The sequence below is a fragment of the Azospirillum sp. INR13 genome, from assembly GCF_015390205.1.
Taxonomy (GTDB): Bacteria; Pseudomonadota; Alphaproteobacteria; order Azospirillales; family Azospirillaceae; genus Azospirillum.
This window is the reverse complement of sequence record NZ_VUOI01000035.1, coordinates 1-24,867: the sequence shown is the minus strand read 5'-3', so window position 1 is coordinate 24,867 and position 24,867 is coordinate 1. Positions and strand designations below refer to the sequence as shown.

Sequence of the window (24,867 nt, the reverse complement as noted above, 5' to 3'; positions counted from 1 at the left end):
TTTACTGACCGCCGGACGGGGTGGCCGAGCCGCCGGTGCTGGCGCCGCCGCCGGCTGAGCCGCCGGCCGTGGAGCCGCCCGGCACCGTGGTGGTGGCACCGCTGGTCTCGTTCATCGAGTTGCCGGAAGTTCCGCCTTGAACCGGAACACCGGTGGAGGGCGGCGGGACCGTGGTCGAGTCGCTGCTCGACCCGCTGCCGGTGGTCGGGCTGGTCTGGTTCGCCGCGTTGGAGTTCTGGGCGTTCTGGTCGTCGCAGGCCGCCAGCCCCAGAAGCAGGGCGGGAAGGGCCGCGATCAGAAACTTGCTGCGCATGGAGTGCATCTCCTCAGCCATTGGGCGGCGCCGCCTTGGATGCCGGCAACCGGGAGCGCATTCACAAGCCCCGGTACGGCTCCGGCAACGCCGTGTGTGGGTCGAAACACGCCACCGCCGGTTTCATTCCATTCCCCCTTAGCACTATGCCGAGTGGGTGCCGTGCGGCGACGGGGCAGGGCGCATCGGCGGGACCGCCGGAATACCCGACCGGTGGGCACTGAGAATTTTCACGGAACGTTCTGACAACTTGTGGCGCAGGCGTGGCAGGTACCCATTACTGGGTTGCGCAAAGAACACGACACTTTTGCGACTTGGCTGTTCCATCTTTTTTGTTTGACCGGTGGAAAGTCGCTGTGATTCCATCCTCCGACCATGACGATGATCGCCGACTTCACCGACACGCTCGCCCGCGCCGCCAAGAGCGCGATCCGCCAAGCCATCATGCCGGCGCTGTGCGCCTGCGTGGTCGCCTACTTCGCCTACTATGCGATCCATGGCGATCGCGGGCTGGTGGCGATGAAGCAGATCCAGGGGGAGATCGCCCAGGCCGAAGAGGTCCTGAACCAGCTCCGCACCGAACGGGAGGAGATGGAACGGCGCGCCCAGCTTCTGCGCAGCGACGGGCTCGACCGTGACATGCTGGAGGAGCGGGCGCGGCTGATGCTGAACTTCTCCAACCCGCGCGACGTCATCGTCAAGCTGCCCAAGCTGGCCGACCCGGAAGGGGCTCCGGTGCATAAGTAAGGGGATATCAGCCGATTAACCGAAATCCGGTTAATCGAAAATAGCGCTGCAAAAACAGGCATTTGCGCGGGCCAAAAAGCTCGTGTAGTGTGCGCGCCATATTCGCTTCCGGTGCGGGCTCCCGCATGCCCGCAACGCGTGGCGGCAAGGGTTGTTTAAGGCCCAATGCCGCTTGAACCCTGGGGAGGAATCATGGCCGCGTCCCGACGCCGTCCGACCAAGGCGCAGACCGACACCGCGCCCGCTCAAGCCGTCTCTTCCGAAGAGCTTCTTCATTATTACCGCGAGATGCTGCTGATCCGCCGCTTCGAAGAGAAGGCGGGCCAGCTGTACGGCATGGGCCTGATCGGCGGCTTCTGCCATCTGTACATCGGCCAGGAAGCCGTCGTGGTCGGCGTGCAGGCCGCCCTGAAGCAGGGCGACACCGTCATCACCAGCTACCGTGACCACGGCCACATGCTGGCCTGCGGCATGGAAGCCAACGGCGTGATGGCCGAGCTGACCGGCCGCATCGGGGGCTACTCCAAGGGCAAGGGCGGCTCGATGCACATGTTCAGCCGCGAGAAGAACTTCTACGGCGGCCACGGCATCGTCGGCGGTCAGGTTCCGCTCGGCACCGGTCTGGCCTTCGCGCACAAGTACCTCAACGACGGCGGGGTCTCCGCGGTCTATTGCGGCGACGGCGCCATCAACCAGGGCCAGGTGTACGAGAGCTTCAACATGGCGGCGCTGTGGAAGCTGCCGGTGCTGTTCGTCATCGAGAACAACAAGTACGCCATGGGCACCTCGCAGGAGCGCGCCTCGGCCGGCGAGCTGCACCAGCGCGGCGCCGCCTACGGCATCCCCGGCTATCAGGTCAACGGGATGGACGTGCTTGAGGTGAAGGCCGCCGCCGACCAGTGGGTGAACTACATCCGCGAAGGCAACGGCCCGGTCATCCTGGAGATGAAGACCTACCGCTACCGCGGCCACTCCATGTCCGATCCGGCCAAGTACCGGACGAAGGAGGAGGTCGAGAAGATGCGGTCGGAATCCGATCCCATCGACCAGCTGAAGTCCAAGCTGCTGGGCGGCGGCCATGCCGACGAGGACAAGCTGAAGGAGATCGATCGCGCGGTGAAGGCGATCGTCACCGAATCGGCCGAGTTCGCGCAGCAGAGCCCCGAGCCCGATCCGTCGGAACTGTGGACCGACATCCTGGTCGAGACCTGATCGTCGAATCCACCGTCTGGTCCTGACGTCAACGATAAGCAGGAGCGGCGCCGACCGGAACGGGTTGCCCCCATAACGGGGAGCGGCAACCGGTTTCCCCGCGCCGCCGGAGGTTGAGGAATGCCGATCGAAGTGCTGATGCCGGCCCTGTCGCCCACCATGACCGAGGGCAAGCTGGCCAAGTGGCTGAAGAAGGAAGGCGACGCGGTGAAGTCCGGCGACGTGCTCGCCGAGATCGAGACCGACAAGGCCACCATGGAAGTCGAAGCGGTCGATGAAGGCCGCGTCGGCCGCATCCTGGTGCCGGAAGGCACCGACAACGTCGCGGTGAACACCCCCATCGCCATGCTGCTGGAAGAGGGCGAGGACGAGAGCGCGCTGTCCAAGGGTGGCAACGCCCCGGCCACGCCCGGCCCGACCAACGCCGTCCCGGCTTCGGAAGAGACCAAGGCCGCTCCGTCGGCGGTGCAGGCCGCTGCTCCGGCTCCGACCGTGCCGGCCGCCCCGGTTTCGGCCCCGGACTCGGACGAGGACAAGTTCTTCGCCAAGACGGTGAAGAAGACGGTTCGCGAGGCGCTGCGCGACGCGATGGCCGAGGAAATGCGCCGTGACGAGAAGGTCTTCGTCATGGGCGAGGAGGTTGCGCAGTACCAGGGCGCCTACAAGGTGACCCAGGGCCTGCTGCAGGAGTTCGGCGAGCGTCGCGTCATCGACACGCCCATCACCGAGATCGGCTTCGCCGGCCTTGGCGTCGGCGCCTCCTTCAAGGGGCTGAAGCCGATCGTCGAGTTCATGACCTTCAACTTCGCCATGCAGGCGATCGACCACATCATCAACTCCGCCGCCAAGACGCTCTACATGTCCGGCGGCCAGATGGGCAGCCCGATCGTCTTCCGCGGCCCGAACGGCGCCGCCGCCCGCGTCGCCGCCCAGCATTCGCAGTGCTACGCCTCGTGGTACGCCCACTGCCCGGGCCTGAAGGTCGTCTCGCCCTGGTCGGCGGCCGACGCCAAGGGCCTGCTGAAGGCGGCGATCCGCGATCCGAATCCGGTGGTCTTCCTGGAGAACGAGATTCTCTACGGCCAGAGCTTCGAGGTGCCGGAGGACGAGGAATTCGTCCTGCCGATCGGCAAGGCCAAGATCGAACGCGCCGGCAAGGACGTGACGATCACCGCCTTCTCGATCATGGTCGGCCATGCGCTGGCCGCCGCCGAGGAACTGGCGAAGGAAGGCATCGACGCGGAGGTCATCAACCTGCGCACGATCCGCCCGCTGGACACCGCCACCATCGTCAACAGCGTCAAGAAGACCAACCGCCTCGTCTCCGTCGAGGAAGGCTGGCCCTTCGCCGGCATCGGTTCGGAAATGTGCGCGCTGATGATGGAGCAGGCGTTCGACTATCTCGACGCGCCGGTGGCCCGCGTGGCCGGCCTGGACGTGCCGATGCCCTACGCCGCCAACCTGGAAAAGCTGGCGCTGCCGCAGGTCGCCGACATCGTCAAGGCCGCCAAGCAAGCCTGCTACCGCTGAGAGGAGGGCTGATAGGATGACCGTTCAGATTCTGATGCCCGCCCTCTCGCCCACGATGACCGAGGGCAACCTCGCCAAGTGGCTGAAGAAGGAAGGCGACACGGTGAAGTCCGGCGACGTGCTCGCCGAGATCGAGACCGACAAGGCCACCATGGAAGTCGAAGCGGTCGATGAAGGCCGCATCGGCAAGATCCTGATCCCGGCCGGCAGCCAGGGCGTGGCGGTGAACACCCCCATCGCCATCCTGCTGGAAGAGGGCGAGGACGAGAGCGCGCTGGCTTCGGCCGGCTCCGCTCCGGCTCCGGCCGCTGCGCCTGCCGCGGCTCCCGCTCCGGCCGCTGCCCCGGCCGCTGCGGCTGCGGCTCCCGCCGCCGCTCCGGCCCCGGCTGCTTCCGGCGAGCGTGTGTTTGCCAGCCCGCTGGCCCGCCGCATCGCCGAACAGGCCGGCGTCGACCTGAAGACCGTCAAGGGCAGCGGCCCGCACGGCCGCATCGTCAAGGCCGACGTCGAGGCCGCCAAGGCCGCCGGTCCGGCCAAGGCCGCTGCCCCGGCAGCCGCTCCCGCTCCGGCCACCGCGGCTCCGGCTCCCGCCGCGGCTCCGGCTCCCAAGGCCGAGGGTGTGGATGCCAAGGCGCTCGCCGACAAGCTGGGCATGGCCTACACCGCCGTGCCCAACAGCGGCATGCGCAAGACCATCGCCAAGCGCCTGGGCGAGGTGAAGCGCACCGTTCCCGACTACTTCCTGACGGTGGATGTCGAGATCGACGCGCTGATGAAGGTCCGTGCCGAGCTGAACGGCCGGTCCGACGCCTACAAGCTGTCGGTGAACGACTTCATCATCCGTGCCGTCGCGCTGGCGCTGAAGAAGGTCCCGGCGATCAACGCCGCCTGGACCGACGAGGCGATGCTGCAGTTCCAGCATGCCGACGTGTCGGTCGCGGTGGCAACCCGACCGGGCTGATCACCCCGATCGTCAAGAAGGCGGAGACCAAGGGTCTGGCCGACATCTCCAACGAGATGAAGGCGCTGGCCAAGAAGGCGCGCGACAACGCGCTGAAGCCGGAAGAGTATCAGGGCGGCACCATCTCCATCTCCAACCTCGGCATGATGGGGATCAAGCAGTTCCAGGCGATCATCAACCCGCCGCAGGCCTGCATCCTGGCGGTCGGCGCCAGCGAGCAGCGCCCGGTGGTGAAGGACGGCGCTCTGGCCATCGCCACGGTGATGAGCCTGACCGGCACCTTCGACCACCGCGTGGCCGATGGCGCCGTCGGTGCGGAATTCCTTGCGGCGGTGAAGAAGCTGCTCGAGGATCCGCTCTCGATGCTGCTCTGATGGTTTGAGGACCCGGATCCATGTCGAAAAGCCTTGCCCCGCTCCGCGCCGAAATCGACGCCATCGACGACGAACTCGTCGCGCTGCTGGGCAAGCGCCTGTCCGTCGTCCACCGCGTCGCTGCGGTGAAGATGGCGGAGAACCTGCCGGCCGTCCTGCCCGACCGCGTCGAAGCGGTGAAACGGCGGGCGGCCACGGCGGGGCTGGCCTACGGCCTGGATCCGGACTTCATGGCCACCCTGTACCAGACGATCATCGACGAGGCGTGCCGGGTCGAGGAAGGCATCTTTGCCGCCGGCCGCGAGGATGCGCCTCGCTCCTGAATGGGGAGAACACCCTTGGCCGACATGAATTACGACGTCATCGTCATCGGCGGCGGGCCCGGCGGTTACGTGGCGGCGATCCGCGCCGCGCAGCTGGGCCTGCACACCGCGGTCATCGAGCGCGAGAACCTGGGCGGCATCTGCCTGAACTGGGGCTGCATCCCGACCAAGGCGCTGCTGCGCTCGGCCGAGGTGCTGCATCTCGCCAAGCATGCCGCCGACTACGGCCTGGTCATCCAGAACCCGTCCTTCGACCTCGACAAGGTCGTCGCCCGCTCGCGCAAGGTCGCCGGGCAGCTGAACGGCGGCGTCAAGCACCTGCTGAAGAAGAACAAGGTCGCGGTGATCGAAGGCTCCGCCAAGCTGATCGGCAAGGGTCAGGTGGCGGTCAGCAAGGGCGAGGCGCCGGTCGGCACCTTCGGCGCCAAGCACATCATCATCGCCACCGGTGCGCGTGCCCGCACGCTGCCGGGCCTGGAGGATGACGGCAAGCTGGTCTGGACCTACCGCAAGGCGATGACGCCGGATGCCATGCCGAAGTCGCTGCTGGTCATCGGCTCCGGCGCCATCGGCATCGAATTCGCCAGCTTCTACAACGCCTTGGGCGCCAAGGTTACAGTGGTCGAGGTGATGGACCGCATCCTTCCGGTGGAGGATGAGGAAATCTCCGCAATGGCCCGTAAAGCTTTCGAAAAGCAGGGCATGCGCATCATCACCGGCGCCAAGGCCGGCAACCTGCGCAAGGCGGCCGACAGCGTGACCGTGGCCGTCGAGGCCGGCGGCAAGACCGAGGACATCACGGTCGACCGCGTCATCGTCGCCGTCGGCATCAGCCCGAACACCGAAGGCCTCGGCCTGGAGAACACCAAGGTCAAGACCGACCGCGGCCACATCCAGACCAATGCCATGTGCGAGACGGACGAGCCGGGCGTCTACGCCATCGGCGACGTGACCGGTGCCCCCTGGCTCGCCCACAAGGCCAGCCACGAGGGTGTGATCGTCGCCGAGCACATCGCCGGCAAGCATCCGCATGCGCTGAACGTCCGCAACATCCCGGGCTGCACCTACTCGCACCCGCAGATCGCGTCGGTCGGCCTGACGGAGAAGAAGGCCAAGGAAGCCGGCTACGAGATCAAGGTCGGCCGCTTCCCCTTCGTCGGCAACGGCAAGGCCATCGCGCTCGGCGAGCCGGAAGGCATGATCAAGACCATCTTCGACGCCAAGACCGGCGAGATGCTGGGCGCCCATTATGATCGGCGCGGAAGTGACCGAGCTGATCCAGGGCTACGGCATCGCCAAGTCGTCGGAGCTGACCGAGGCCGAACTGATGCACACGGTGTTCCCGCACCCGACCCTGTCGGAAATGATGCATGAGTCGGTCCTTGATGCCTATGGCCGGGCGATCCACTTTTAAATAAGATTTTCCGAGGTGACGTTTTTCCCCTTTGGACGGAGCCATGGACCGCAGCAGCGCCGCGTATGACGAGGATTTCTACGCCTGGACCCAAGCCCAGGCGCAGGAGCTTCGCCGTGCCGGCGCCGAGCGGAACAATGCCCCGGTCGACTGGGAGAACGTCGCCGAGGAGATCGAGAGCATGGGCCGCAGCCAGAAGTCCGAGATCGACAGCCGCCTTGGCGTTCTGCTGGTCCATTTGCTGAAATGGATGTTCTGTCCTGACCTTCGGGAACGGTGCGAGCGCGGCTGGCGCCTGACCGTCCGGGAGCAGCGCAAGAAGCTGCTCAAGGATATCAAGGACAGTCCCAGCCTCCGGCCCTACATCGCCGAGGTCTTCGCCGAGGTTTATTCGGATGCCCGCCTGCGGGCCGCCGTCGAGGCGGATACCCCTGACGGCCATTTCCCGGTCGAGCCGCCTTTCACGCTTGACCAGGCGCTCGATCCGGCCTATCCGGCCGAACTGTTTCCGCCGGAATGGCGGGTTTGACACCCTCATCGCACCTATTGTCGGGGCCGGAGCATCGCGTCGGCCATCGGGAGCTTTAGACCATGACCCTCGTCGACCAGACCGAGAAGCTGCGCCACCCGAAAAGGCCCATAAGCCCGACAACCCGATCCAGCGCAAACCGGCCTGGATCCGGGTCAAGGCGCCGATGAGCCAGGAATACAACGAGACCCGCCAGCTGATGCGCGGGCTGAAGCTGAACACCGTGTGCGAAGAGGCGGCCTGCCCGAACATCGGGGAGTGCTGGAAGCACAAGCATGCCACCTTCATGATTCTGGGCTCCATCTGCACGCGCGGCTGCGCCTTCTGCAATGTCGAGACCGGGCGTCCGGATCTGCTGGACCCGCATGAGCCGGACAATGTGGCCGAGGCGGTCGGCAAGCTGAAGCTCAGCCACGTCGTCATCACCTCGGTCGACCGCGACGATCTGGCCGATGGCGGTGCCGAGCATTTCGCCCGCACCATCCGCGCCGTCCGTGCCGCGTCGCCGACGACCACCATCGAAATCCTGACCCCCGACTTCCAGAAGAAGAAGGGTGCGGTCGAGGTGGTGGTTGAGGCCAAGCCCGACGTCTTCAACCACAATCTTGAGACGGTTCCGCGCCTCTATCCCAACATCCGTCCGGGTGCGCGCTATTTCGCCTCGCTCCAGCTGCTGGCGCGGGTGAAGGAGCTGGATCCGACGATCTTCACCAAGTCCGGCCTGATGGTCGGGCTGGGCGAGACGAAGGAGGAGATCGGGCAGGTGATGGACGATCTGCGCTCCGCCGATGTGGACTTTCTGACGATTGGGCAGTATCTCCAGCCCACGCCCAAGCATGCGGCGGTGGATCGTTTCGTGACTCCCGAGGAGTTCGACGGTTATTCCACTGTTGGCCGCGGCAAGGGCTTCCTGCTGGTGGCCTCGTCGCCGCTGACGCGCTCGTCCTATCATGCGGGCGCCGATTTCGAGAAGCTGCGCGAAGCCCGGCTGCGCAAGCTGGGGGTCGCGGCCGCCTGATGCAGGCGGATCAATAAGAAAGGATATGGTACGGGCATGCCCACGCACGCAGAAAAGAAGGTTCTTCCCTACACCCCCCGGCAGATGTACGACCTTGTCGCCGACGTGGAGAAGTATCCGGAGTTTCTGCCCTGGTGCCTGGCGGCCCGCATCCGCAAGCGCGAAGGCAACGTCATGTTCGCGGACCTGATCATCGGGTTCAAGATGGTCCGTGAACGCTTCACCTCGCGGGTGGAACTGAGCGAATCCATTTGCCGCATCGACGTGCAATACACAGACGGGCCGTTCCAGTACCTGAACAACCACTGGATCTTCAACGACCATCCTGGCGGCTGCTGCGTCGACTTCTTCGTCGATTTCGAATTCCGCTCGAAGATGTTGCAGAAGATCATGGGCCTGCTGTTCAACGAGGCGGTGCGCCGCATGGTGCAGGCCTTCGAGACGCGGGCAGCCCAACTGTATGGGCCGGGCAGGGCGACGCAACCGGCGTGACGCCCTGCGGGCCTGAGTGAGGCGGGCGGGTCAGGTCTTGTCCGACCACAGTTCCCCGCCGCTGGCCCAATCGCTTTTCTTCACGTCCTGGAAGATGATGTCCACCGCCGAGGGCGAGCAGCCGAGCACCTTCACGGTCGCTTCGGTCAGCGCCTTGGCGTATTCGCGCTTCTGCTCGACCGTGCGGCCTTCGAAAAGCTGGATGTTGATGGTCGGCATCGGGCCTTTTCCTTTTACGTGAAGAACTTGCGAGGGTTTGTTCAGCGCAGGCTTCCGGTCGGGCGGGCCAGCCGCAGCCGCTCCAGCGCCGCCTGGACGGTCGCCATCCGCACGGCGTCGCGGTCGCCGGGGAAGGTGTATTCCTTGGCCTTGGCCGCACCGCCGCGCACCGCCGTGGCGATATAGACGCGGCCGACCGGCTTGCTCTCGGTGGCGCCGCCGGGGCCGGCGATTCCCGTCACCGCCACCGTCACGTCCGCCCGCGACTTCGCCAGCGCACCCGCCGCCATCGCGACCGCCACCTCCGGGCTGACGGCGCCATGGGCATGCAGCAGGCTGGCCGGAACGCCGAGCAACTCGGTCTTGGCGATGTTGGTGTAGGTGACGAAGCCACGGTCCACCACCTTCGACGAGCCGGCGATGTCGGTCAGCGCGCCGGCGATCAGCCCGCCGGTGCAGGACTCGGCGGTCGCGATCATGTAGCCGGCAAGGCCGTATTCGGCCAGCGTCTGGGCTGCAAGCTCGCGGACGGTCTCGGGAAACATGACGGCCTCTCCCGGTTCGTGGTGTCGGGTCGGATCTTAACCGGGAAGGCGGATGGTCGCCACCGCTTGCGCGGCGATGCCCTCGCGGCGGCCGGTAAAGCCCAGCTGTTCGGTGGTGGTCGCCTTGACGCTGACCCGCCCGACCTCGATGCCCAGAATTTCGGCAATCCGTTCCGTCATCGCGGCCCGGTGGGGGCCGACCTTCGGCCGCTCGCAGATGATGGTCACGTCGGCATGGGCGATGACGCCGCCGCGCTCCGCCACCAGATCGGCGGCATGGCGCAGGAACTTGGCGCTGTCGGCCCCGCGCCAACGCGGATCGGTCGGCGGGAAGTGGCTGCCGATGTCGCCGGCGGCCAGTGCACCGAGAATGGCGTCGGTCAGGGCATGCAGTCCGACATCGGCATCGGAGTGTCCCTCCAGCCCATGGCTGTGCGGAACCTGCAGACCGCAGAGCGTCACGAAGTCGCCGTCGGTGAAGCGGTGGACGTCGAAACCGCTGCCGGTGCGGATATCCCACAGGCTGCTCATGATTGCGCGGGTGGCGCGGGTCAGGTCGTCGGGAGTGGTCACCTTGAAATTGTCCTCCTTGGACGGCACCAGGGCGACGGCCAGCCCGGCGCGCTCGGCCACTGCGGCATCGTCGGTCAGCGACAGGCCGGCGGCGGCGCGGTGAGCCTGCAGGATGGCTGGGAAGCGGAAGCCCTGCGGGGTCTGTGCCCGCCACAGCCCCTCGCGGTCCACCGTCGCGCCGATGGTGCCGTCGTTGCCGCGCTTCAGCGTGTCGGCCACGGGCACCGCGGCAATGGCGCCGGGCTGGTCGTCGAGGGCGGCGATCACTGCGCCGATGGTGGCTGCGTCGATCAGCGGACGCGCGGCATCGTGGATCAGCACGAGGTCGGGGGGACCATCGGCGGCCAGCGCCTCCAGCCCGTTGCGCACCGACTCCTGACGGCTTGGCCCGCCGGCCACCGGGTCGGGCAGGCCGAGCCCCGCGACCGCGGCGTCATAGGCGTCGCGCCAGGCGGGGTCGATGACGACGCGGACGCCGCCGACCTGGGGATGGCCCAGGAAGGCCTCGACCGTCCGGCGCAGCACCGGCTTGCCGGCGAGGTCGAGATATTGCTTCGGCCGTTCGGCGCCGAACCGCTGGCCGGATCCGCCGGCGACGATCAGTGCGATGCGGGGCGGCGCGATGCAGGTGGGCATGAGGCAAACCGTAAGATATGATAGCCACTTGACGGAAACGTCGCGGAGCCTAGCCTGTCGCCGTGGTTCCGCCAAGTGCCGAGCCTGCCTGTTTCATCGCCGGACGGTTCCCGGCGGGTCGATGGCCACATGACGCGGCCACATGACGGCGGCGGCATGTCGGGGCGGAAAGACGGGAGTGCGTTCGGGTCCATGTCGCAGAACATTCTCTTGAGCCTGACGGCGCTGGTGACCCTGGTGCCTGCCGCCTTCTATCCCTACCGGCGCATCGCGGGGCAGGGTGTGGAGGGGCGCGGCTGGTCCTTCTGGGGCGCTCTACTGCTCGCCGCTGCCGGTCCGGGCATCTGGGCGATCCTGCAGGTCGCGGGGCAGTGGCATACCGGTTTTTCCACCGCGCTGTGGGTGACGACCGCCGCCTGCATGGCGCTGTTCATCGGGCTCTGCCTGTTCCATGGCACGGCCTGGAGGCTGGCGCCGCTGCTGCTCCCCTATCTGCTGATCGTCTGCCTGTTCGCCACCCTGACCGAGGATGCGCCCGGTCCGGTCATGCGCGGCAACGCTCCGGGCGTTTGGATCGATCTTCACATCGGGGTGTCGGTCTTCACCTATGCCCTGCTGACGCTCAGCGCCGTGGCGTCGCTGGCCGCGGTGCTGCAGACGCGGGCCTTGAAGACCAAGCGGCCGACCCCGCTCAGCCGTTTCCTGCCGCCGGTGGCCGAGAGCGAACGGCTGCAGCTGCGCCTGCTGATCGCGTCGGAGGTGGTGCTGGGCGCCGGCCTCGCCACCGGCATGGCGGTTCTGTATTTCGAGCAGGGACAGCTGTTCCGCACCGATCACAAGAGCCTGCTGTCGCTGGCGACCTTCCTGGTGATCGGCATCCTGCTGCTCGCGGAATACCGCACCGGCGTGCGCGGGCGGACGGCTGCGCGGACGATGTTGATCGTCTATCTGCTGGCGACGCTCGCCTATCCCGGCGTGAAGTTCGTGTCCAACGTGCTGATCGGGCAGTGGACCTGGTAAAAGGGCGGACCTGGTAAGGGGTGCCTGACCGTTGCCGCGGGCTTCGCCCTTGCACCGCGCCGGGCCTGCGTGATAACTTGCTTAAAATGTTGGCACTTTGTTGTTTTGCCCATCAATCGGGCAGGTGAGAATGACCATACAAATCGGACCCATCACGCTCGCCGGACCGGTGATCCTGGCGCCCATGTCGGGTGTCTCCGACCTGCCGTTCCGCCGTCTGGTGAAGCGCGCAGGCTGCGGTCTCGTGGTGTCGGAGATGATCGCCAGCCAGGCGATGATCCGCGAGAACCGCCAGACCCTGCGCATGGTGGAGACCGAGCCCGAGGAATTCCCGATGGCCGTCCAGCTCGCCGGCTGCGAGCCCGAGGTGATGGCCGAAGCGGCGAAGCTGAACGAGGACCGGGGCGCCGCGGTCGTCGACATCAATTTCGGCTGCCCCGTGAAGAAGGTGGTCAACGGCCATGCCGGCTCCTCCCTGATGCGGGACGAGGCATTGGCCGGCCGCATACTGGAGGCGGTGGTGAAGGCCGTCCGCATCCCGGTGACGCTGAAGATGCGGCTGGGCTGGGACGAGACCAACCGCAATGCCCCGAACCTCGCCCGCATCGCCGAGCAGTGCGGCATCAGGATGGTGACGGTCCATGGCCGCACCCGCATGCAGTTCTACACCGGCACCGCCGACTGGACCTATGTCCGCCACGTGAAGGACGCGGTGTCGATCCCCGTCGTGGTCAACGGCGACATCACCGGCTTCGAGGCGGTGGACCAGGCATTGGCGGAATCCGGCGCCGACGGCGTGATGATCGGCCGCGGGACCTACGGCCGCCCCTGGTTCCCGTCCCAGGTCATGCATTACCTGCGCACCGGCGAGAGGCTGCCCGACCCGCCGCTGCTTGATCAGATGGACACGCTGCTGGAGCATTTCGACAGCATGCTGAGCCACTACGGCACGGACGGCGGCATCAAGGTCGCCCGCAAACATGTGTCCTGGTATTCGACCGGCCTGCGCGACTCCAACGAGTTCCGGCAGGAGGTCAACCGGCTGGGCGATCCCGACGCGGTTCGTGACCGCATCCGTGCCTTTTACGAACCGGCAATCGAAAGGATGGCCGCCTGATGGATCCCGTACCGATGACCAGCCGCGGGACCGCCCCGGGCCAGCGTGGCCGCAACCGGTCGGGTGCCTCGCGGGCGCCGCGGCTGGACTCCCTGGTGGTGCTGAACAGCCTGCCCGACCCGGTGCTGGTGGTGGACGGCAACGGAGAGATCCGCTTCGTCAACCTGGAGGGGCAGGAGTTCTTCGACCTGTCCGCCAACGCCATGGAAGGCATGCCGCTGCCCGACCTGCTGCCGCCGGACAGCCCGGTGATGGGGCTGATCGAGCAGGTGCGACGCGGCAGCCGCCGGGTGTCGCAGGACGGCGTCGTCATCGACACGCCCCGCATCGGCCCGCACCATGTGACGGTGCAGGTGGCGGCCATGGGCGATCCGCCCGACCATGTGGTGCTGACCATCCATGAACGGTCGCTGGCCCGCAAGATCGACCATTCGCTGACCCATCGCCATGCCGCGCGCTCCGTCACCGCCATGGCGGCGATGCTGGCGCATGAGGTGAAGAACCCGCTGTCGGGCATCCGGGGCGCCGCCCAGCTGCTGGAGGAGAATGCCGGCGACCAGGACCGCGTGCTGACCCGCCTTATCTGCGACGAGGCCGACCGCATCGTCGCGCTGGTCAATCGGATGGAGGTGTTCTCCGACGAACGGCCGCTGGAGCGGGCCGCAGTGAACATCCACACGGTGCTGGAACATGTGCGCAAGGTCGCCCAGAGCGGGTTTGCCCGAAAAATACGCTTTGTCGAGCGTTACGACCCGTCACTGCCTCCCGTTTACGGCAATCGCGACCAACTTGTGCAGGTTTTCCTGAATCTGATCAAAAATGCGGCAGAGGCTGCACCGGAATCAGGCGGCGAGATCACGCTGACCACCTCCTACCAGCATGGTGTGCGCATGGCCCTGCCGGGCGGCGACACGCGCAGGCATCTGCCGCTGTTGGTGACGGTTCAGGATAATGGCGACGGCATTCCCGAAGACCTGCAGTCGAACCTGTTCGATCCCTTCGTGACCAGCAAGGTGAACGGGACTGGCCTTGGTCTTGCATTGGTGGCGAAACTCATAGGCGACCATGGCGGAACCATCGAGTTCGACAGCCAGCCTCGCCGGACAGTCTTCAAGGTGTCGCTGCCGATGTACGATGATTCGAAATACGAAGACTCGAAACTTTCCGGGAATTCGAAGATTTCTGACGCTGGCTCGCAGTCCAAGGGCGGCCGGGGGAGTCGTTGATGAGCGCGGCGACCATTCTCATCGCGGATGACGACCGCGCCATCCGCACCGTCCTGACGCAAGCCCTCGCCCGCCTGGGCCACGAGGTGCGCACCACCGGCAACGCCGCGACCCTGTGGCGCTGGGTTGCGGACGGGCAGGGGGATCTGGTCATCACCGACGTGGTGATGCCGGACGAAAACGGCCTGGACCTGATCCCGCGCATCAAGAAACTGCGGCCGGAACTGCGCGTCGTCGTGATGAGCGCGCAGAACACGCTGATCACCGCGGTGAAAGCGGCGGAACGCGGGGCCTTCGAATATCTGCCCAAGCCCTTCGACCTGAAGGAACTGGTGTCGGTCGTCGAGCGCGCGCTGAACGCCAACAACGCGCCCGCCGCCATGCCCGGCGGCGACCAGGAGAGCGAGGAGCAGCTTCCCCTGATCGGCCGTTCGCCGGCGATGCAGGAAATCTACCGGGTGCTGGCGCGCCTGATGGGCACCGACCTGACGGTGATGATCACCGGCGAATCCGGCACCGGCAAGGAGCTGGTGGCCCGCGCGCTGCACGATTACGGCAAGCGGCGCAACGGCGCCTTCGTCGCCATCAACATGGCGGCGATACCGCGCGAGCTGATCGAATCCGAGCTGTTCGGCCACGAGAAGGGGGCCTTCACCGGCGCCACCAACCGGTCGACCGGCAGATTCGAGCAGGCGCAGGGCGGCACCCTGTTCCTGGACGAGATCGGCGACATGCCGCTCGAAGCCCAAACCCGCCTGCTGCGCGTCCTGCAGGAGGGCGAATACACCACGGTCGGTGGGCGCACCGCAATCAAGACCGATGTCCGCATCATCGCCGCCACTCACCGCGACCTGCGCACCCTGATCCGCCAGGGCCTGTTCCGCGAGGATCTGTTCTACCGCCTGTGCGTGGTGCCGATCCGCCTGCCGCCGCTGCGCGAGCGCACCGAGGACATCCCGCTTCTGGTGCGCCATTTCCTGAACATCGGCATCGCCCAAGGGCTTCCGGCCAAGAGCATCGACCAGGCGGCGATGGACCGGCTGAAGCGGTACCGCTGGCCGGGCAACGTCCGCGAACTGGAGAACCTCGTCCGACGCCTGGCCGCCCTCTACTCGCAGGAGGTCATCGGACTGGACGTGGTGGAGGCGGAACTCGCCGACGCCACGCCGGCGGCCCAGCCGGTGGAGGAGCCGCAGAGCGAGGGTCTGTCGTCCGCCGTCGAACGTCACCTGAAGGATTATTTCGCCGCGCACAAGGATGGCATGCCGTCCAACGGGCTTTACGACCGCGTGCTGCGCGAGATCGAGCGGCCGTTGATCTCCCTCAGCCTGTCGGCGACCCGCGGGAACCAGATCAAGGCGGCCCAACTGCTGGGGCTGAACCGCAACACCCTGCGCAAGAAGATCCGCGATCTGGACATTCAGGTGATGCGCGGGATCAAGTAGCGGTTCCGCCGCGCCGTCGCAACCCGTCCGTGCCAAAATTGTGACACAGGCACGGCACGGACGGATGCGCATCTTACGGCGCACATTGATCCCCGCAGCCCATATCGGCCGGCATATCGACGCCCTGTCCGAAAGACAGAGCCATTGCATCTTGGCAGGGCCGCAACAGAGGTGTATCTTTCCGGCAACAGATTAGCGCCGGACCATGCCCCTGACAACCGACACCCCTGCGGCCGGCCAGATGCCGGTTTGGCAGAAATTCCTTCAATGGTCCCGGCGGGTCGGCCTGGGCAAGCGGCTGGCCTTTGCCCTGTCGCTGGCGGCGCTGGCCGCCGGCTTCGCCACCTACGCGGCGATGACCGAAAGCGCGCCCTTCGGGCAGGCCAATCCGCGCACGGTCACGCTTCTTCTGACGCTCGACCTTGCGATCCTGCTGACTCTGGGCGTGCTGATCGCGCGGAGGATCGTGGCGATCATGATCGGCCGGCGGCGCGGGCTTGCCGGTTCGCGGCTGCACACCCGGCTGGTCCTGGTGTTCAGCGTTCTGGCGGTGGCGCCGGCCATCATCATGACCGTCTTTTCGACCCTGTTCTTCTATGCCGGCGTGCAGAGTTGGTTCAGCGACCGCGTCCGCACGGCGGTGAACGAGTCCCTGGTGGTCGCCAGCGCCTATCTGCACGAGCACCAGCAGAACATCCGCGCCGACGCTCTGGCGATGGCCAACGACCTGTCGCAGGAGGCCCGCTTCTCCAGCGACCCGCAGCGGTTCGAGCAGGTCGTCGCCACCCAGGCGATGCTGCGCGCCCTGTCGGAAGCCATCGTCTTCAACGGCACCACCGGCGCCATCGTCGCCCGCGTCGGCTACACCTTCACCCTGGAATTCGAACCGATCCCGGAAGAGAAGCTTCAGCAGGCCCGCAACGGCGAGGTCGCGCTGATCGTCAAGGAATCCGACGACCGCGTGCGCGCGCTGGTCAGCCTGGACCGGATGTCCGACACCTTCCTCTATGTCGGCCGCATGGTGGAGCCGCGCGTCCTGCAGCACATGGCGGCGGCCGAGGGGGCGGTGAAGGAATACAGCGCGCTGGAAAGCCAGCGCGGCAGCCTGCAGATCACCTTCACGCTGATCTTCCTCATGGTGGCGATGCTGCTGCTGCTGGCCGCGGTATGGGCAGGCCTGAACTTCGCCACCCGGCTTGTCCGCCCGATCAGTGCGCTGATCGGCGCCGCCGAACGGGTGCGTGCCGGCGACCTGACAGTCCGCGTGTCGGAACCGCCGGGGGAGGACGAATTCGTCCTGCTGTCCCGCGCCTTCAACCGCATGACGACCGAGATCGAGGGGCAGCGGCGGGAGCTTCTGTCGACCAACCGCCTGCTGGACGAACGCCGCCGCTTCACCGAGACGGTGCTGTCGGGCGTGTCGGCCGGCGTGCTGGGCCTGGATGCCGATGGCGTCATCAACCTGCCGAACCTGTCCGCCGCGCGCCTGCTGGGCGAGGACGATCCGGAGCGGCTGGTCGGCCTCTTGCTGGTCGAACTGCTGCCGGACATGGGCGATCTGCTGGAGAACGCGCCGAAGAAGCCCGGCCGCGTCGTGCAGGACCAGATCCATGTCCGCCGTCCCGGCAAGCCGATGCTGACCCTGCTGGTCCGCATCGCCGCCGAGGTGCGGGACGGCACCGTTCGGGGCTATGTCGTCACCTTCGACGACATCACCGAACTGGTGTCGGCACAGCGCAAGGCGGCCTGGGCCGACGTGGCGCGCCGGATCGCGCATGAGATCAAGAACCCGCTGACGCCGATCCAGCTGTCGGCCGAACGGCTGCGCCGCAAGTACCTGAAGGAGATCTCCAGCGATACGGAGGTCTTCACCATGTGCACCGACACCATCGTCCGGCAGGTGGACGACATCCGCCGCATGGTGGACGAGTTCTCCGCCTTTGCGCGCATGCCGCAGCCGGTGATGAAGCCGGTCAACATCAACGATCTGGTCCGGCAGGCGGTCTTCCTGCAATCCAGCGCACATACCGGCAAGATCCGGTTCGAGACGCGGCTGCCGGCGGGACCGCTGACGGTGGCCTGCGACAGCCGGCAGATCTCGCAGGCGCTGACCAACCTGCTGCAGAATGCCGCCGACGCCATCGAAGGGCGCGGCCAACCCGCCGACGGGTCGGAACTGCCGCCCGGCGAGGTGTCGATCGCGGTGGAGGATGACGGCGAAAAGGTGGTCGTCACCGTCGAGGACAACGGCAAGGGCCTGCCCGGCGGCGAGCAGCGCGACCGGCTGACCGAACCCTATGTGACGACGCGGGCCAAGGGCACCGGGCTGGGGCTGGCGATCGTCAAGAAGATCATGGAGGACCACGGCGGCGTGCTGACCCTGGAGGACCGCGAAGGCGGCACCGGGGCGCGCGTGACCCTGGTCGTTCCACACCCGGTTGCGGCCGCGAACGACGCGGGCGGCCGTAACGACAGGCCGGCGGAGACCGGCGGAGAGTTGAGGCACGAAGCCCATGGCGCATGACATTCTGATCGTCGACGACGAAGCCGATATCCGGCTGCTGATTGCCGGCATCCTGAACGACGAAGGCTTCAAGACCCGCGAGGCCGCCGACGCCGATCAGGCCTTCGCCCAGGTGGCGGCGCGCCGGCCGAGCCTCGTCGTGCTCGACATCTGGCTGCAGGGCAGCAGGCTGGACGGCCTGCAGATCCTGGAACAGCTGATGCGCGACCATGCGAACCTGCCGGTCATCATGATCTCCGGCCACGGCAACATCGAAACCGCGGTGCAGGCGATCAAGGTCGGCGCCTACGATTTCATCGAGAAGCCGTTCAAGGCCGACCGCCTTCTGCTGATGGTGGACCGCGCAATCGAGGCGGCGCGGCTGAAGCGCGAGAACCAGGAACTGAAGCTGCGCGCCGGTGGCGATGCGGAGCTGATCGGCCGTTCCTCCGCGGTCAACCAGGTGCGCCAGTCGATCGACAAGGTGGCGCCCACCGGCAGCCGCGTGCTGATCTCCGGTCCGGCCGGTGCCGGCAAGGAGGTGGTGGCCCGCCTGATCCATGCCCGTTCCCGCCGTGCCGGCGGCCCGTTCGTCGGGCTGAACTGCGCCACCATGCGGCCGGAACGGCTGGAGATGGAACTGTTCGGCACGGAGGCCGGCGTCGACGGCCCCGGCCGCAAGATCGGCACCTTCGAGCAGGCCCATGGCGGCACGCTGCTGCTGGACGAGGTCGCCGACATGCCGCTGGAGACCCAGGGCAAGATCGTCCGCGCCCTGCAGGAGCAGGTGTTCGAGCGCGTCGGCGGCGGCCAGCGGGTCGAGGTGGACGTGCGCGTCATCGCCACCTCCAACCGCGACCTGCAGGCGGAGATCGAGCAGGGCCGCTTCCGTCAGGACCTGTTCTACCGCCTGTCGGTGGTGCCGATCCGCGTGCCCTCGCTGGCCGAGCGGCGGGAGGATATCCCGGTGCTTGCTCGCCACTTCATGCAGCGGTCCGCCGAGGCATCCGGCCTGCCGATCCGCGAATTCGGCGAGGATGCAATGGCCGCGCTCCAGGCCTATGACTGGCCGGGCAACGTGCGGCAGCTGCGCAACGTGGTGGACTGGCTGCTGATCATGGCGCAGGGCGACGCGAAGGAGCCGATCCGCGCCGACACCCTGCCGCCGGAGATCGGCGCCATCACGCCGACCGTCCTGAAATGGGACAAGGGCGGCGAGATCATGGGCCTGCCGCTGCGCGAGGCGCGCGAGGTGTTCGAGCGCGAGTATCTGCTGGCCCAGGTCACCCGCTTCGGCGGCAACATCTCCCGCACGGCGTCCTTCGTCGGCATGGAGCGCTCCGCCCTTCACCGCAAGCTGAAGTCGCTGGGCGTCCATGGCAGCGAGAAGGGCAAGATGTTCATCGAGTGAGTGGCCGCTTGTACGGGACCGCCAAATTGGTCATATATAACTGACCATTTTGGCGGAGGTTGCCGTGGGATTGCCGGTGGTGACGGTGAGCGTGACCGAGTTCAAGGCGAAATGCCTGTCGCTGTTCGACGATCTGGAGGATCACCGCGTCGCCAAGATCGTGGTGACGCGGCACGGCCGTCCTGTGGCTGAATTGAATCCCCCGGACAGGACATTGTCGCCGCTGTTCGGCGCCCACCCCGGTTCCGTCGAGGTGGTCGGCGACTATGACCTGACTCAGCCGACCTTCGACGACGACGCCTTCGACGCTGAAAGCGGGATCCTGCACCGGTGACCGCCGAATGATTCTTCTCGACACCCACGCGATCCTGTGGCTCGACGCCGGCATCGAGCTTTCTGCCGATGCACGAGAGCGCATAGAGCAGGAAAGGTCGGCCGGCGGGATCCTGGTCTCGACCGTCTCGGCCTGGGAAATCGGCACGTTGGTGCGCAAGGGCCGGATTCGGTTGGATCTGGAGGCATCGGCCTGGATGCAGCGGTTCTTGGCATCTGCCGGACTGCGCTGCCTGCCGCTCTCACTCGACGCGGCATTGGGAGCCTCGAACCTGCCGGAGCCGCTTCATAATGATCGGCCGACCGGATGCTGATCGCTACCGCCCGCGAACTCGGCGTTCCACTCATGACCCGGGACAGGCTGATCCATGAATATGCAGCCACATCTGGGGCCATCCGGGTACACGCCTGCTGATCCAGGTCCGCCTCCACTGACTTTGACCGGAGCCCCCCTTGTCCGCCTCCATCACCCTGCCGCGCGCCGTCATCTATGACTGGGACAACACCCTGGTCAGCAACTGGGACACGGTGCGCGAGGCGCTGAATCATGCGCTGGTGTCCTTCGGCCTCGATCCCTGGAGTGCGGAGGAGGCGCGCGAGCGGATCAAGGCGTCGTTGCGCGACAGCTTCCCGCGCATCTTCGGGGAGCGCTGGACCGAGGCGCGCGACCTGTTCTACGGCTATTTCGCCGCCCATCACCTGGACGGACTGAAACCGCTGCCCGGTGCGGAGACCCTGCTGCGCCATTTCCACGAGCGCGGCGTCTATCAGGCCGTCGTCTCCAACAAGAACGGCAAGTTCCTGCGGGCGGAGGCCGAGGCGCTGGGCTGGACCCGCTATTTCGGCAAGCTTGTCGGCGCCCAGGACGCGGAGTTCGACAAGCCGCACCTCGCCCCGGTGCGGATGGCGCTGGAGCCGGCGGGCATCGAACCGGGGGCCGACGTCTGGTTTCTCGGCGATGCCGACATCGACATGGAATGCGCCCATGGCGCCGGTCTCGTTCCGGTGCTAATAGGGCTCGGCGAGGGGAGCGGCTTCGACCGTTTTCCCCCCGCCCATCGCCACACCGACTGCACGGCGCTGCAGAGCGTCCTGTGTGGCTTGGTGGATGGCAATGGTGATACCATATCCCTGCAAACGGCTGTCGAGACGGTACCTGCGCGCACCAAACCTACACCGTGAAACGGGGAGCGGACCGCCTTTAGACAAGGGGTCCCAAGAACATTGAAGAAGGGGGCATGAAAAATGTCTGAAAAAAGCCAGAACGTGCAGGATGTGTTTCTGAACCACGTCCGCAAGAACAAGACTCCCGTAACCGTCTTTCTCGTGAACGGCGTGAAACTCCAGGGCATCATTACTTGGTTCGACAACTTCTCGGTACTGCTGCGGCGCGACGCGCACTCCCAGCTCGTTTACAAGCACGCAATCTCGACGGTCATGCCGGCCCATCCCATTCAACTTTTCGAGCCGCCCAAGGAAGGTGAAAGCGTCTGATCCCTTGACCAATGGCAACGGCGCGGCCCCGGAAGGCGCCGCGCGGGCCATCGTGGTCCACCCCGTCCTCCGCAACGAGGCGGACGGGGACTTGCGCCCTCCCGAATCACGGCTTGAGGAGGCGATCGGTCTTGCCCAGGCGATTCAGCTGGATGTGATCCATGCCGAATGCGCCAAGGTGAACCGGCCGCAGCCATCGACCCTGCTCGGCTCCGGCACGGTGGAGCATCTGGCACAGGTCGTGGAGGAGAACGAGGCGACGCTCGTCATCCTCGACCATGCCCTGTCGCCGGTGCAGCAGCGCAACCTGGAACGGGCATTGAAGGCCAAGGTCATCGACCGGACCGGCCTGATCCTGGAGATCTTCGGTGCCCGCGCCCGCACGCGGGAAGGCATGCTGCAGGTCGAACTGGCGTCGCTGACTTATCAGAAATCGCGGCTCGTCCGTTCCTGGACCCACCTGGAACGGCAGCGCGGCGGCTTCGGCTTCCTCGGCGGTCCCGGTGAATCCCAGCTCGAACTCGACCGCCGCCTGATCGGTGACCGGATCATCAAGATCAAGAAGGAACTGGAGGAGGTGCGGCGCACCCGCGGCCTGCACCGCAAGGCGCGCGCCAAGGTGCCGTACCCGGTGGTGGCGCTGGTCGGCTACACCAACGCCGGCAAATCGACGCTGTTCAACCGGCTGGCCAATGCCGACGTCTTCGCCCAGAACCTGCTGTTCGCCACGCTCGACCCCACCATGCGGCAGGTGACTCTTCCGTCCGGGCGCAAGGTGATCCTGTCGGACACAGTCGGCTTCATCTCCGACCTGCCGCACGGCCTCGTCGCCGCCTTCCGCGCCACGCTGGAGGAGGTGGACGCCGCCGACATCATCCTGCATGTCCGCGACATCGCCCACATCGACAGCGACGCCCAGAAGGCCGACGTCCATGAGGTGTTGTCAGACATGGACATCGATCCGGAAACGGACGACCGGGTGATCGAGGTGCTGAACAAGATCGACGCCCTGGACGACGAAAGCCGCGCGGCGGTTCTCGCCCAAACCAGCCGCAACCCGCGCGCGGTTGCGGTGTCCGCCCTGTCCGGCGAGGGGATCGACGATCTCGACCGCCTGCTGGACCTGCGGATGAACGTCAACCGGCAGGTGGTCGACCTGTCGGTCGAGTTGGGCGACGGTGCGGCGCTCGCCTGGCTCTATGCCAAGGGCGAGGTGCTGGAACGCCGGGACGACGAGGAGCGGGCGCATCTGCACGTCTCCCTCGACCCGGCCGACCTAGCACGGTTCGAGAAGCGGTTCCAGCCGCAATCCGAGGCCTGACCGCATAGTACGGCCTATGCGGCGACGGCAACCATAAGCGGTGCCTTGGCGTATTGGCTAAACGGAATGGGTGCAACGATCGGCTATGACCTGTTGCACCCTACTCCGGTCTTACGACGAATGCGGCGTGGTCATTTCCCCGTTGGGGTCCGATTATGGGAACGGAGCAACACGCTCCCCCAGGAGGAGGACTGCCAATGCGGTTGCAAACCGACCCGTCGTGTTTTTCGATCACGGCTTTCCTCGCCGATCAGGTCGCCCTCGTGGCGCGTGAAGAGAAATTGCCGCCGGGTGCGGCGCTGCTGCGGTTGCAGGAGTTGTCGCGCACCCCGGAAGGACGTGCCAAGCTGATCCGCCTGATCGACGCTGCCGCGCAGCGGGAGCCGAACGCCGACGAAGCCGCGAAGATCGCCGCGATCTGCCGCGAACTTTCGGCTTGGGGCTATGGCGAGGGGCGGCGGTCCGCCGGCTTCCCCGAAGGAAACCACCGCGCCGCCGCATGATGGTGATTTGACACACGCTTGATGGATGACTGCGCGGGTGACGGCGGGCCATAATGGGCCGTTCGCCATCGCCGCGGTCTTGTCGTGCTCCGTTGCTCCCCCCGTTCCGTCCTGTCCGGTGCCGGTCGCCTGCTGCCGGCTTTGCCGGTGCTTCTGGCGCTCGCCCTGCCGTCGGCGGCGCCGTCTGCGGCGGATCCCTTGCGGCCCGGAGCGCCCCTTCCGCCCGGCTATGTCGAAGAACCGGACGTCCCGCCCGAAGACCCGCTTCCGCCCCCGCCGCAACCACTTCCCCTAGCCCCCGACGAACCGCTGGTCATCGCGCCGGATGCCGTCGAATTGCTGAAGGAGTGCAAGCAGCCGGCCTTCACCGACTGTTTCCGCCTCTGGCAGCCGCCGCCTCCGCCGGAGCCCGAGAAGGAAACCGCCGGCCCCCCGCCAACTCCACCGCCGCCGCCCCGGATCGACCCCAACGCGCCGCGACAACCGGCGCAGGGAGGTCCGGTGCCGCCGCCGCCGCCCGATCAGGCCAAGGAGGCCGCGGCTGCAGCAGCGGACCGCGCCACGCTCGACGCGCTGTCGAAGGCGCTGAAGGACAGCGGACTGGACGGCAAGGTGCTGCTGACCAACCCCGGCGGCGGCGATCCGACATTGAAGCTGGACAGCCATCCGGCCAGGCCGGCGGCGAAACCGTGACCGCCCAATACCCCGAATCCAGTGAGAGCGCCCTACCATGACGGGTTTCCCGCTTCCCGACATCGACCGCGTGTCCGACTTGATCCGTTCCGTCGCCCGGACGGAGATCATGCCTTACTTCCAGAAGCTCGATGCGTCCGGAATCCGGCAGAAGACCGGGCCGACCGATCTCGTCACCCTGGCGGACGAGGCGGCGGAACGCGCGCTGACCCCGGCGCTGCCGGCCCTGCTGCCGGGCAGCCGCGTGATCGGCGAGGAAGCGGCGTCGGAGGATGAACGCGTGCTCGACCGCATCCACGGCGACGATCCGGTCTGGATCATCGATCCGGTGGACGGCACCATCAATTTCGCCCAGGGCCGGCCGATGTTTGCGGTGATCGTCGCGCTCGCCTGCAAGGGAGAGACGGTCGCCGGCTGGATCCACGACCCGGTGGACGGACGGATGGCGACGGCGGTGAAGGGGCAGGGGGCATGGCTCGACGGCCGGCGGGTTCATGTCGCGCCGGCGGTGCCGCTGCCGCAGATGGTCGGCGCGCTGTCCACCCGATTCTGCGCCGAAGAGATGAGCCGGCAACTGGAGGAGCGCAGCGCGGGCCTCGGCGAGCGCGCCTGCCTGTCCAGCGCCGCGCAGGAGTATCTGCGCCTGCTGGAGGGACGGGCGCATTATTCGCTCTACCACCGTCTGATGCCGTGGGACCACGCCGCCGGCGTGCTGCTGCACGCCGAGGCCGGCGGCTATTCGGCGCTGATCGACGGAACGCACTATCGGCCGGGGCTGCTGAACGGCAGCATCATGCTGGCGCCCGACCGTGACAGCTGGCAGGCCCTGCACGCGCAGCTTTTCGGGTAAGCGGCAGGGGGTCAGGGAGCCGGACTCTCCACTTGGGCCAGGGTCCGGCCGCCCTCTCCCCGATC

At 66.8% G+C, this 24,867-nt stretch carries 25 protein-coding genes and 2 pseudogenes; 23 read left to right on the top strand and 4 right to left on the bottom strand.

Annotation, left to right across the window (positions count from 1 at the left end):
* Position 1: 1 nt before the first annotated feature.
* A complete protein-coding gene (locus F1643_RS18880) occupies positions 2-313 on the bottom strand; it encodes a hypothetical protein (protein WP_194914777.1) in 312 nt (103 codons plus the stop codon).
* 375 nt (positions 314-688) lie between these two features.
* Between F1643_RS18880 and F1643_RS18875 the strand changes: the two genes are divergently transcribed.
* From F1643_RS18875 to F1643_RS18835, 9 genes and pseudogenes are all read left to right on the top strand, one after another.
* Positions 689-1,060: a septum formation initiator family protein gene (locus F1643_RS18875; RefSeq protein ID WP_194914775.1), complete on the top strand. Its 372-nt coding sequence runs from the start codon at positions 689-691 to the stop codon at positions 1,058-1,060.
* 192 nt (positions 1,061-1,252) lie between these two features.
* The gene (gene pdhA, locus F1643_RS18870; protein WP_194914774.1) at positions 1,253-2,272 is read left to right on the top strand and encodes a pyruvate dehydrogenase (acetyl-transferring) E1 component subunit alpha; all 1,020 of its coding nucleotides are present in this window, start codon (positions 1,253-1,255) and stop codon (positions 2,270-2,272) included.
* 120 nt (positions 2,273-2,392) lie between these two features.
* Positions 2,393-3,802 carry a pyruvate dehydrogenase complex E1 component subunit beta gene (locus F1643_RS18865; protein WP_194914772.1) on the top strand — a complete coding sequence of 470 codons (1,410 nt, stop codon included), beginning with the start codon at positions 2,393-2,395 and terminating at the stop codon, positions 3,800-3,802.
* Between the two features lie 16 nt (positions 3,803-3,818).
* Positions 3,819-5,137, top strand: a pseudogene (locus tag F1643_RS18860) (pyruvate dehydrogenase complex dihydrolipoamide acetyltransferase).
* A 20-nt stretch (positions 5,138-5,157) separates the two neighbouring features.
* Positions 5,158-5,460, top strand: a complete 303-nt coding sequence (locus F1643_RS18855; protein ID WP_194914771.1) for a chorismate mutase — start codon at positions 5,158-5,160, stop codon at positions 5,458-5,460.
* Positions 5,461-5,475: 15 nt separating this feature from the next.
* Positions 5,476-6,874 (top strand): annotated as a pseudogene (gene lpdA, locus F1643_RS18850) (dihydrolipoyl dehydrogenase).
* A 43-nt stretch (positions 6,875-6,917) separates the two neighbouring features.
* Positions 6,918-7,403 carry a DUF29 domain-containing protein gene (locus F1643_RS18845; RefSeq protein ID WP_194914770.1) on the top strand — a complete coding sequence of 162 codons (486 nt, stop codon included), beginning with the start codon at positions 6,918-6,920 and terminating at the stop codon, positions 7,401-7,403.
* A 127-nt stretch (positions 7,404-7,530) separates the two neighbouring features.
* Entirely contained in the window at positions 7,531-8,421 is an 891-nt protein-coding gene (gene lipA / locus F1643_RS18840) for a lipoyl synthase (RefSeq protein WP_370540703.1), read from the top strand.
* Positions 8,422-8,457: 36 nt separating this feature from the next.
* A complete protein-coding gene (locus F1643_RS18835) occupies positions 8,458-8,913 on the top strand; it encodes a type II toxin-antitoxin system RatA family toxin (RefSeq protein ID WP_149221648.1) in 456 nt (151 codons plus the stop codon).
* 30 nt (positions 8,914-8,943) lie between these two features.
* Here F1643_RS18835 and F1643_RS18830 read toward each other — a convergent pair whose 3' ends face one another.
* The 3 genes from F1643_RS18830 to F1643_RS18820 are packed head-to-tail and all read right to left on the bottom strand — an operon-like array spanning position 8,944 to position 10,886.
* Positions 8,944-9,132 carry a 4-oxalocrotonate tautomerase gene (locus tag F1643_RS18830; protein ID WP_014247666.1) on the bottom strand — a complete coding sequence of 63 codons (189 nt, stop codon included), beginning with the start codon at positions 9,130-9,132 and terminating at the stop codon, positions 8,944-8,946.
* Between the two features lie 41 nt (positions 9,133-9,173).
* On the bottom strand, positions 9,174-9,677 hold the full coding sequence (locus F1643_RS18825; protein ID WP_194914769.1) for a CinA family protein: 504 nt from the start codon (positions 9,675-9,677) through the stop codon (positions 9,174-9,176).
* 36 nt (positions 9,678-9,713) lie between these two features.
* Positions 9,714-10,886 carry a bifunctional 2-C-methyl-D-erythritol 4-phosphate cytidylyltransferase/2-C-methyl-D-erythritol 2,4-cyclodiphosphate synthase gene (locus tag F1643_RS18820; RefSeq protein ID WP_194914768.1) on the bottom strand — a complete coding sequence of 391 codons (1,173 nt, stop codon included), beginning with the start codon at positions 10,884-10,886 and terminating at the stop codon, positions 9,714-9,716.
* 192 nt (positions 10,887-11,078) lie between these two features.
* Between F1643_RS18820 and F1643_RS18815 the strand changes: the two genes are divergently transcribed.
* From F1643_RS18815 to F1643_RS18750, 14 genes are all read left to right on the top strand, one after another.
* On the top strand, positions 11,079-11,906 hold the full coding sequence (locus F1643_RS18815) for an inner membrane protein YpjD (RefSeq protein ID WP_194914767.1): 828 nt from the start codon (positions 11,079-11,081) through the stop codon (positions 11,904-11,906).
* 130 nt (positions 11,907-12,036) lie between these two features.
* On the top strand, positions 12,037-13,023 hold the full coding sequence (gene dusB, locus F1643_RS18810; protein WP_194914764.1) for a tRNA dihydrouridine synthase DusB: 987 nt from the start codon (positions 12,037-12,039) through the stop codon (positions 13,021-13,023).
* Positions 13,023-14,249, top strand: coding sequence for a nitrogen regulation protein NR(II) (locus F1643_RS18805; RefSeq protein ID WP_194914763.1), 1,227 nt, complete (start codon positions 13,023-13,025; stop codon positions 14,247-14,249). The genes dusB and F1643_RS18805 overlap by 1 nt, the downstream gene beginning before the upstream one ends.
* On the top strand, positions 14,249-15,694 hold the full coding sequence (gene ntrC / locus F1643_RS18800; protein WP_194914761.1) for a nitrogen regulation protein NR(I): 1,446 nt from the start codon (positions 14,249-14,251) through the stop codon (positions 15,692-15,694). Before F1643_RS18805 ends, ntrC begins: the two co-directional genes overlap by 1 nt.
* 205 nt (positions 15,695-15,899) lie before the next feature.
* The gene (locus F1643_RS18795; protein WP_194914759.1) at positions 15,900-18,218 is read left to right on the top strand and encodes a PAS domain-containing sensor histidine kinase; all 2,319 of its coding nucleotides are present in this window, start codon (positions 15,900-15,902) and stop codon (positions 18,216-18,218) included.
* Positions 18,208-19,608 (top strand): sigma-54 dependent transcriptional regulator, encoded by a 1,401-nt coding sequence (locus F1643_RS18790; RefSeq protein ID WP_194914757.1) that lies wholly within the window; start codon positions 18,208-18,210, stop codon positions 19,606-19,608. The genes F1643_RS18795 and F1643_RS18790 overlap by 11 nt, the downstream gene beginning before the upstream one ends.
* Before the next feature lie 64 nt (positions 19,609-19,672).
* Positions 19,673-19,942, top strand: a complete 270-nt coding sequence (locus tag F1643_RS18785; protein WP_194914755.1) for a type II toxin-antitoxin system Phd/YefM family antitoxin — start codon at positions 19,673-19,675, stop codon at positions 19,940-19,942.
* Between the two features lie 7 nt (positions 19,943-19,949).
* Positions 19,950-20,255 (top strand): type II toxin-antitoxin system VapC family toxin, encoded by a 306-nt coding sequence (locus F1643_RS18780; protein WP_255543032.1) that lies wholly within the window; start codon positions 19,950-19,952, stop codon positions 20,253-20,255.
* Between the two features lie 139 nt (positions 20,256-20,394).
* Positions 20,395-21,123 (top strand): HAD family hydrolase, encoded by a 729-nt coding sequence (locus F1643_RS18775; protein WP_194914753.1) that lies wholly within the window; start codon positions 20,395-20,397, stop codon positions 21,121-21,123.
* Between the two features lie 63 nt (positions 21,124-21,186).
* Positions 21,187-21,435: an RNA chaperone Hfq gene (gene hfq / locus F1643_RS18770; RefSeq protein WP_012974114.1), complete on the top strand. Its 249-nt coding sequence runs from the start codon at positions 21,187-21,189 to the stop codon at positions 21,433-21,435.
* Between the two features lie 52 nt (positions 21,436-21,487).
* Positions 21,488-22,756, top strand: coding sequence for a GTPase HflX (hflX, locus tag F1643_RS18765; protein ID WP_194914787.1), 1,269 nt, complete (start codon positions 21,488-21,490; stop codon positions 22,754-22,756).
* A gap of 197 nt (positions 22,757-22,953) precedes the next feature.
* The gene (locus tag F1643_RS18760; protein ID WP_194914752.1) at positions 22,954-23,259 is read left to right on the top strand and encodes a hypothetical protein; all 306 of its coding nucleotides are present in this window, start codon (positions 22,954-22,956) and stop codon (positions 23,257-23,259) included.
* Positions 23,260-23,343: 84 nt separating this feature from the next.
* The gene (locus F1643_RS18755; RefSeq protein WP_194914751.1) at positions 23,344-23,952 is read left to right on the top strand and encodes a hypothetical protein; all 609 of its coding nucleotides are present in this window, start codon (positions 23,344-23,346) and stop codon (positions 23,950-23,952) included.
* Between the two features lie 37 nt (positions 23,953-23,989).
* Positions 23,990-24,802 (top strand): inositol monophosphatase family protein, encoded by an 813-nt coding sequence (locus tag F1643_RS18750; RefSeq protein WP_194914750.1) that lies wholly within the window; start codon positions 23,990-23,992, stop codon positions 24,800-24,802.
* The last annotated feature ends 65 nt before the right edge of the window (positions 24,803-24,867 follow it).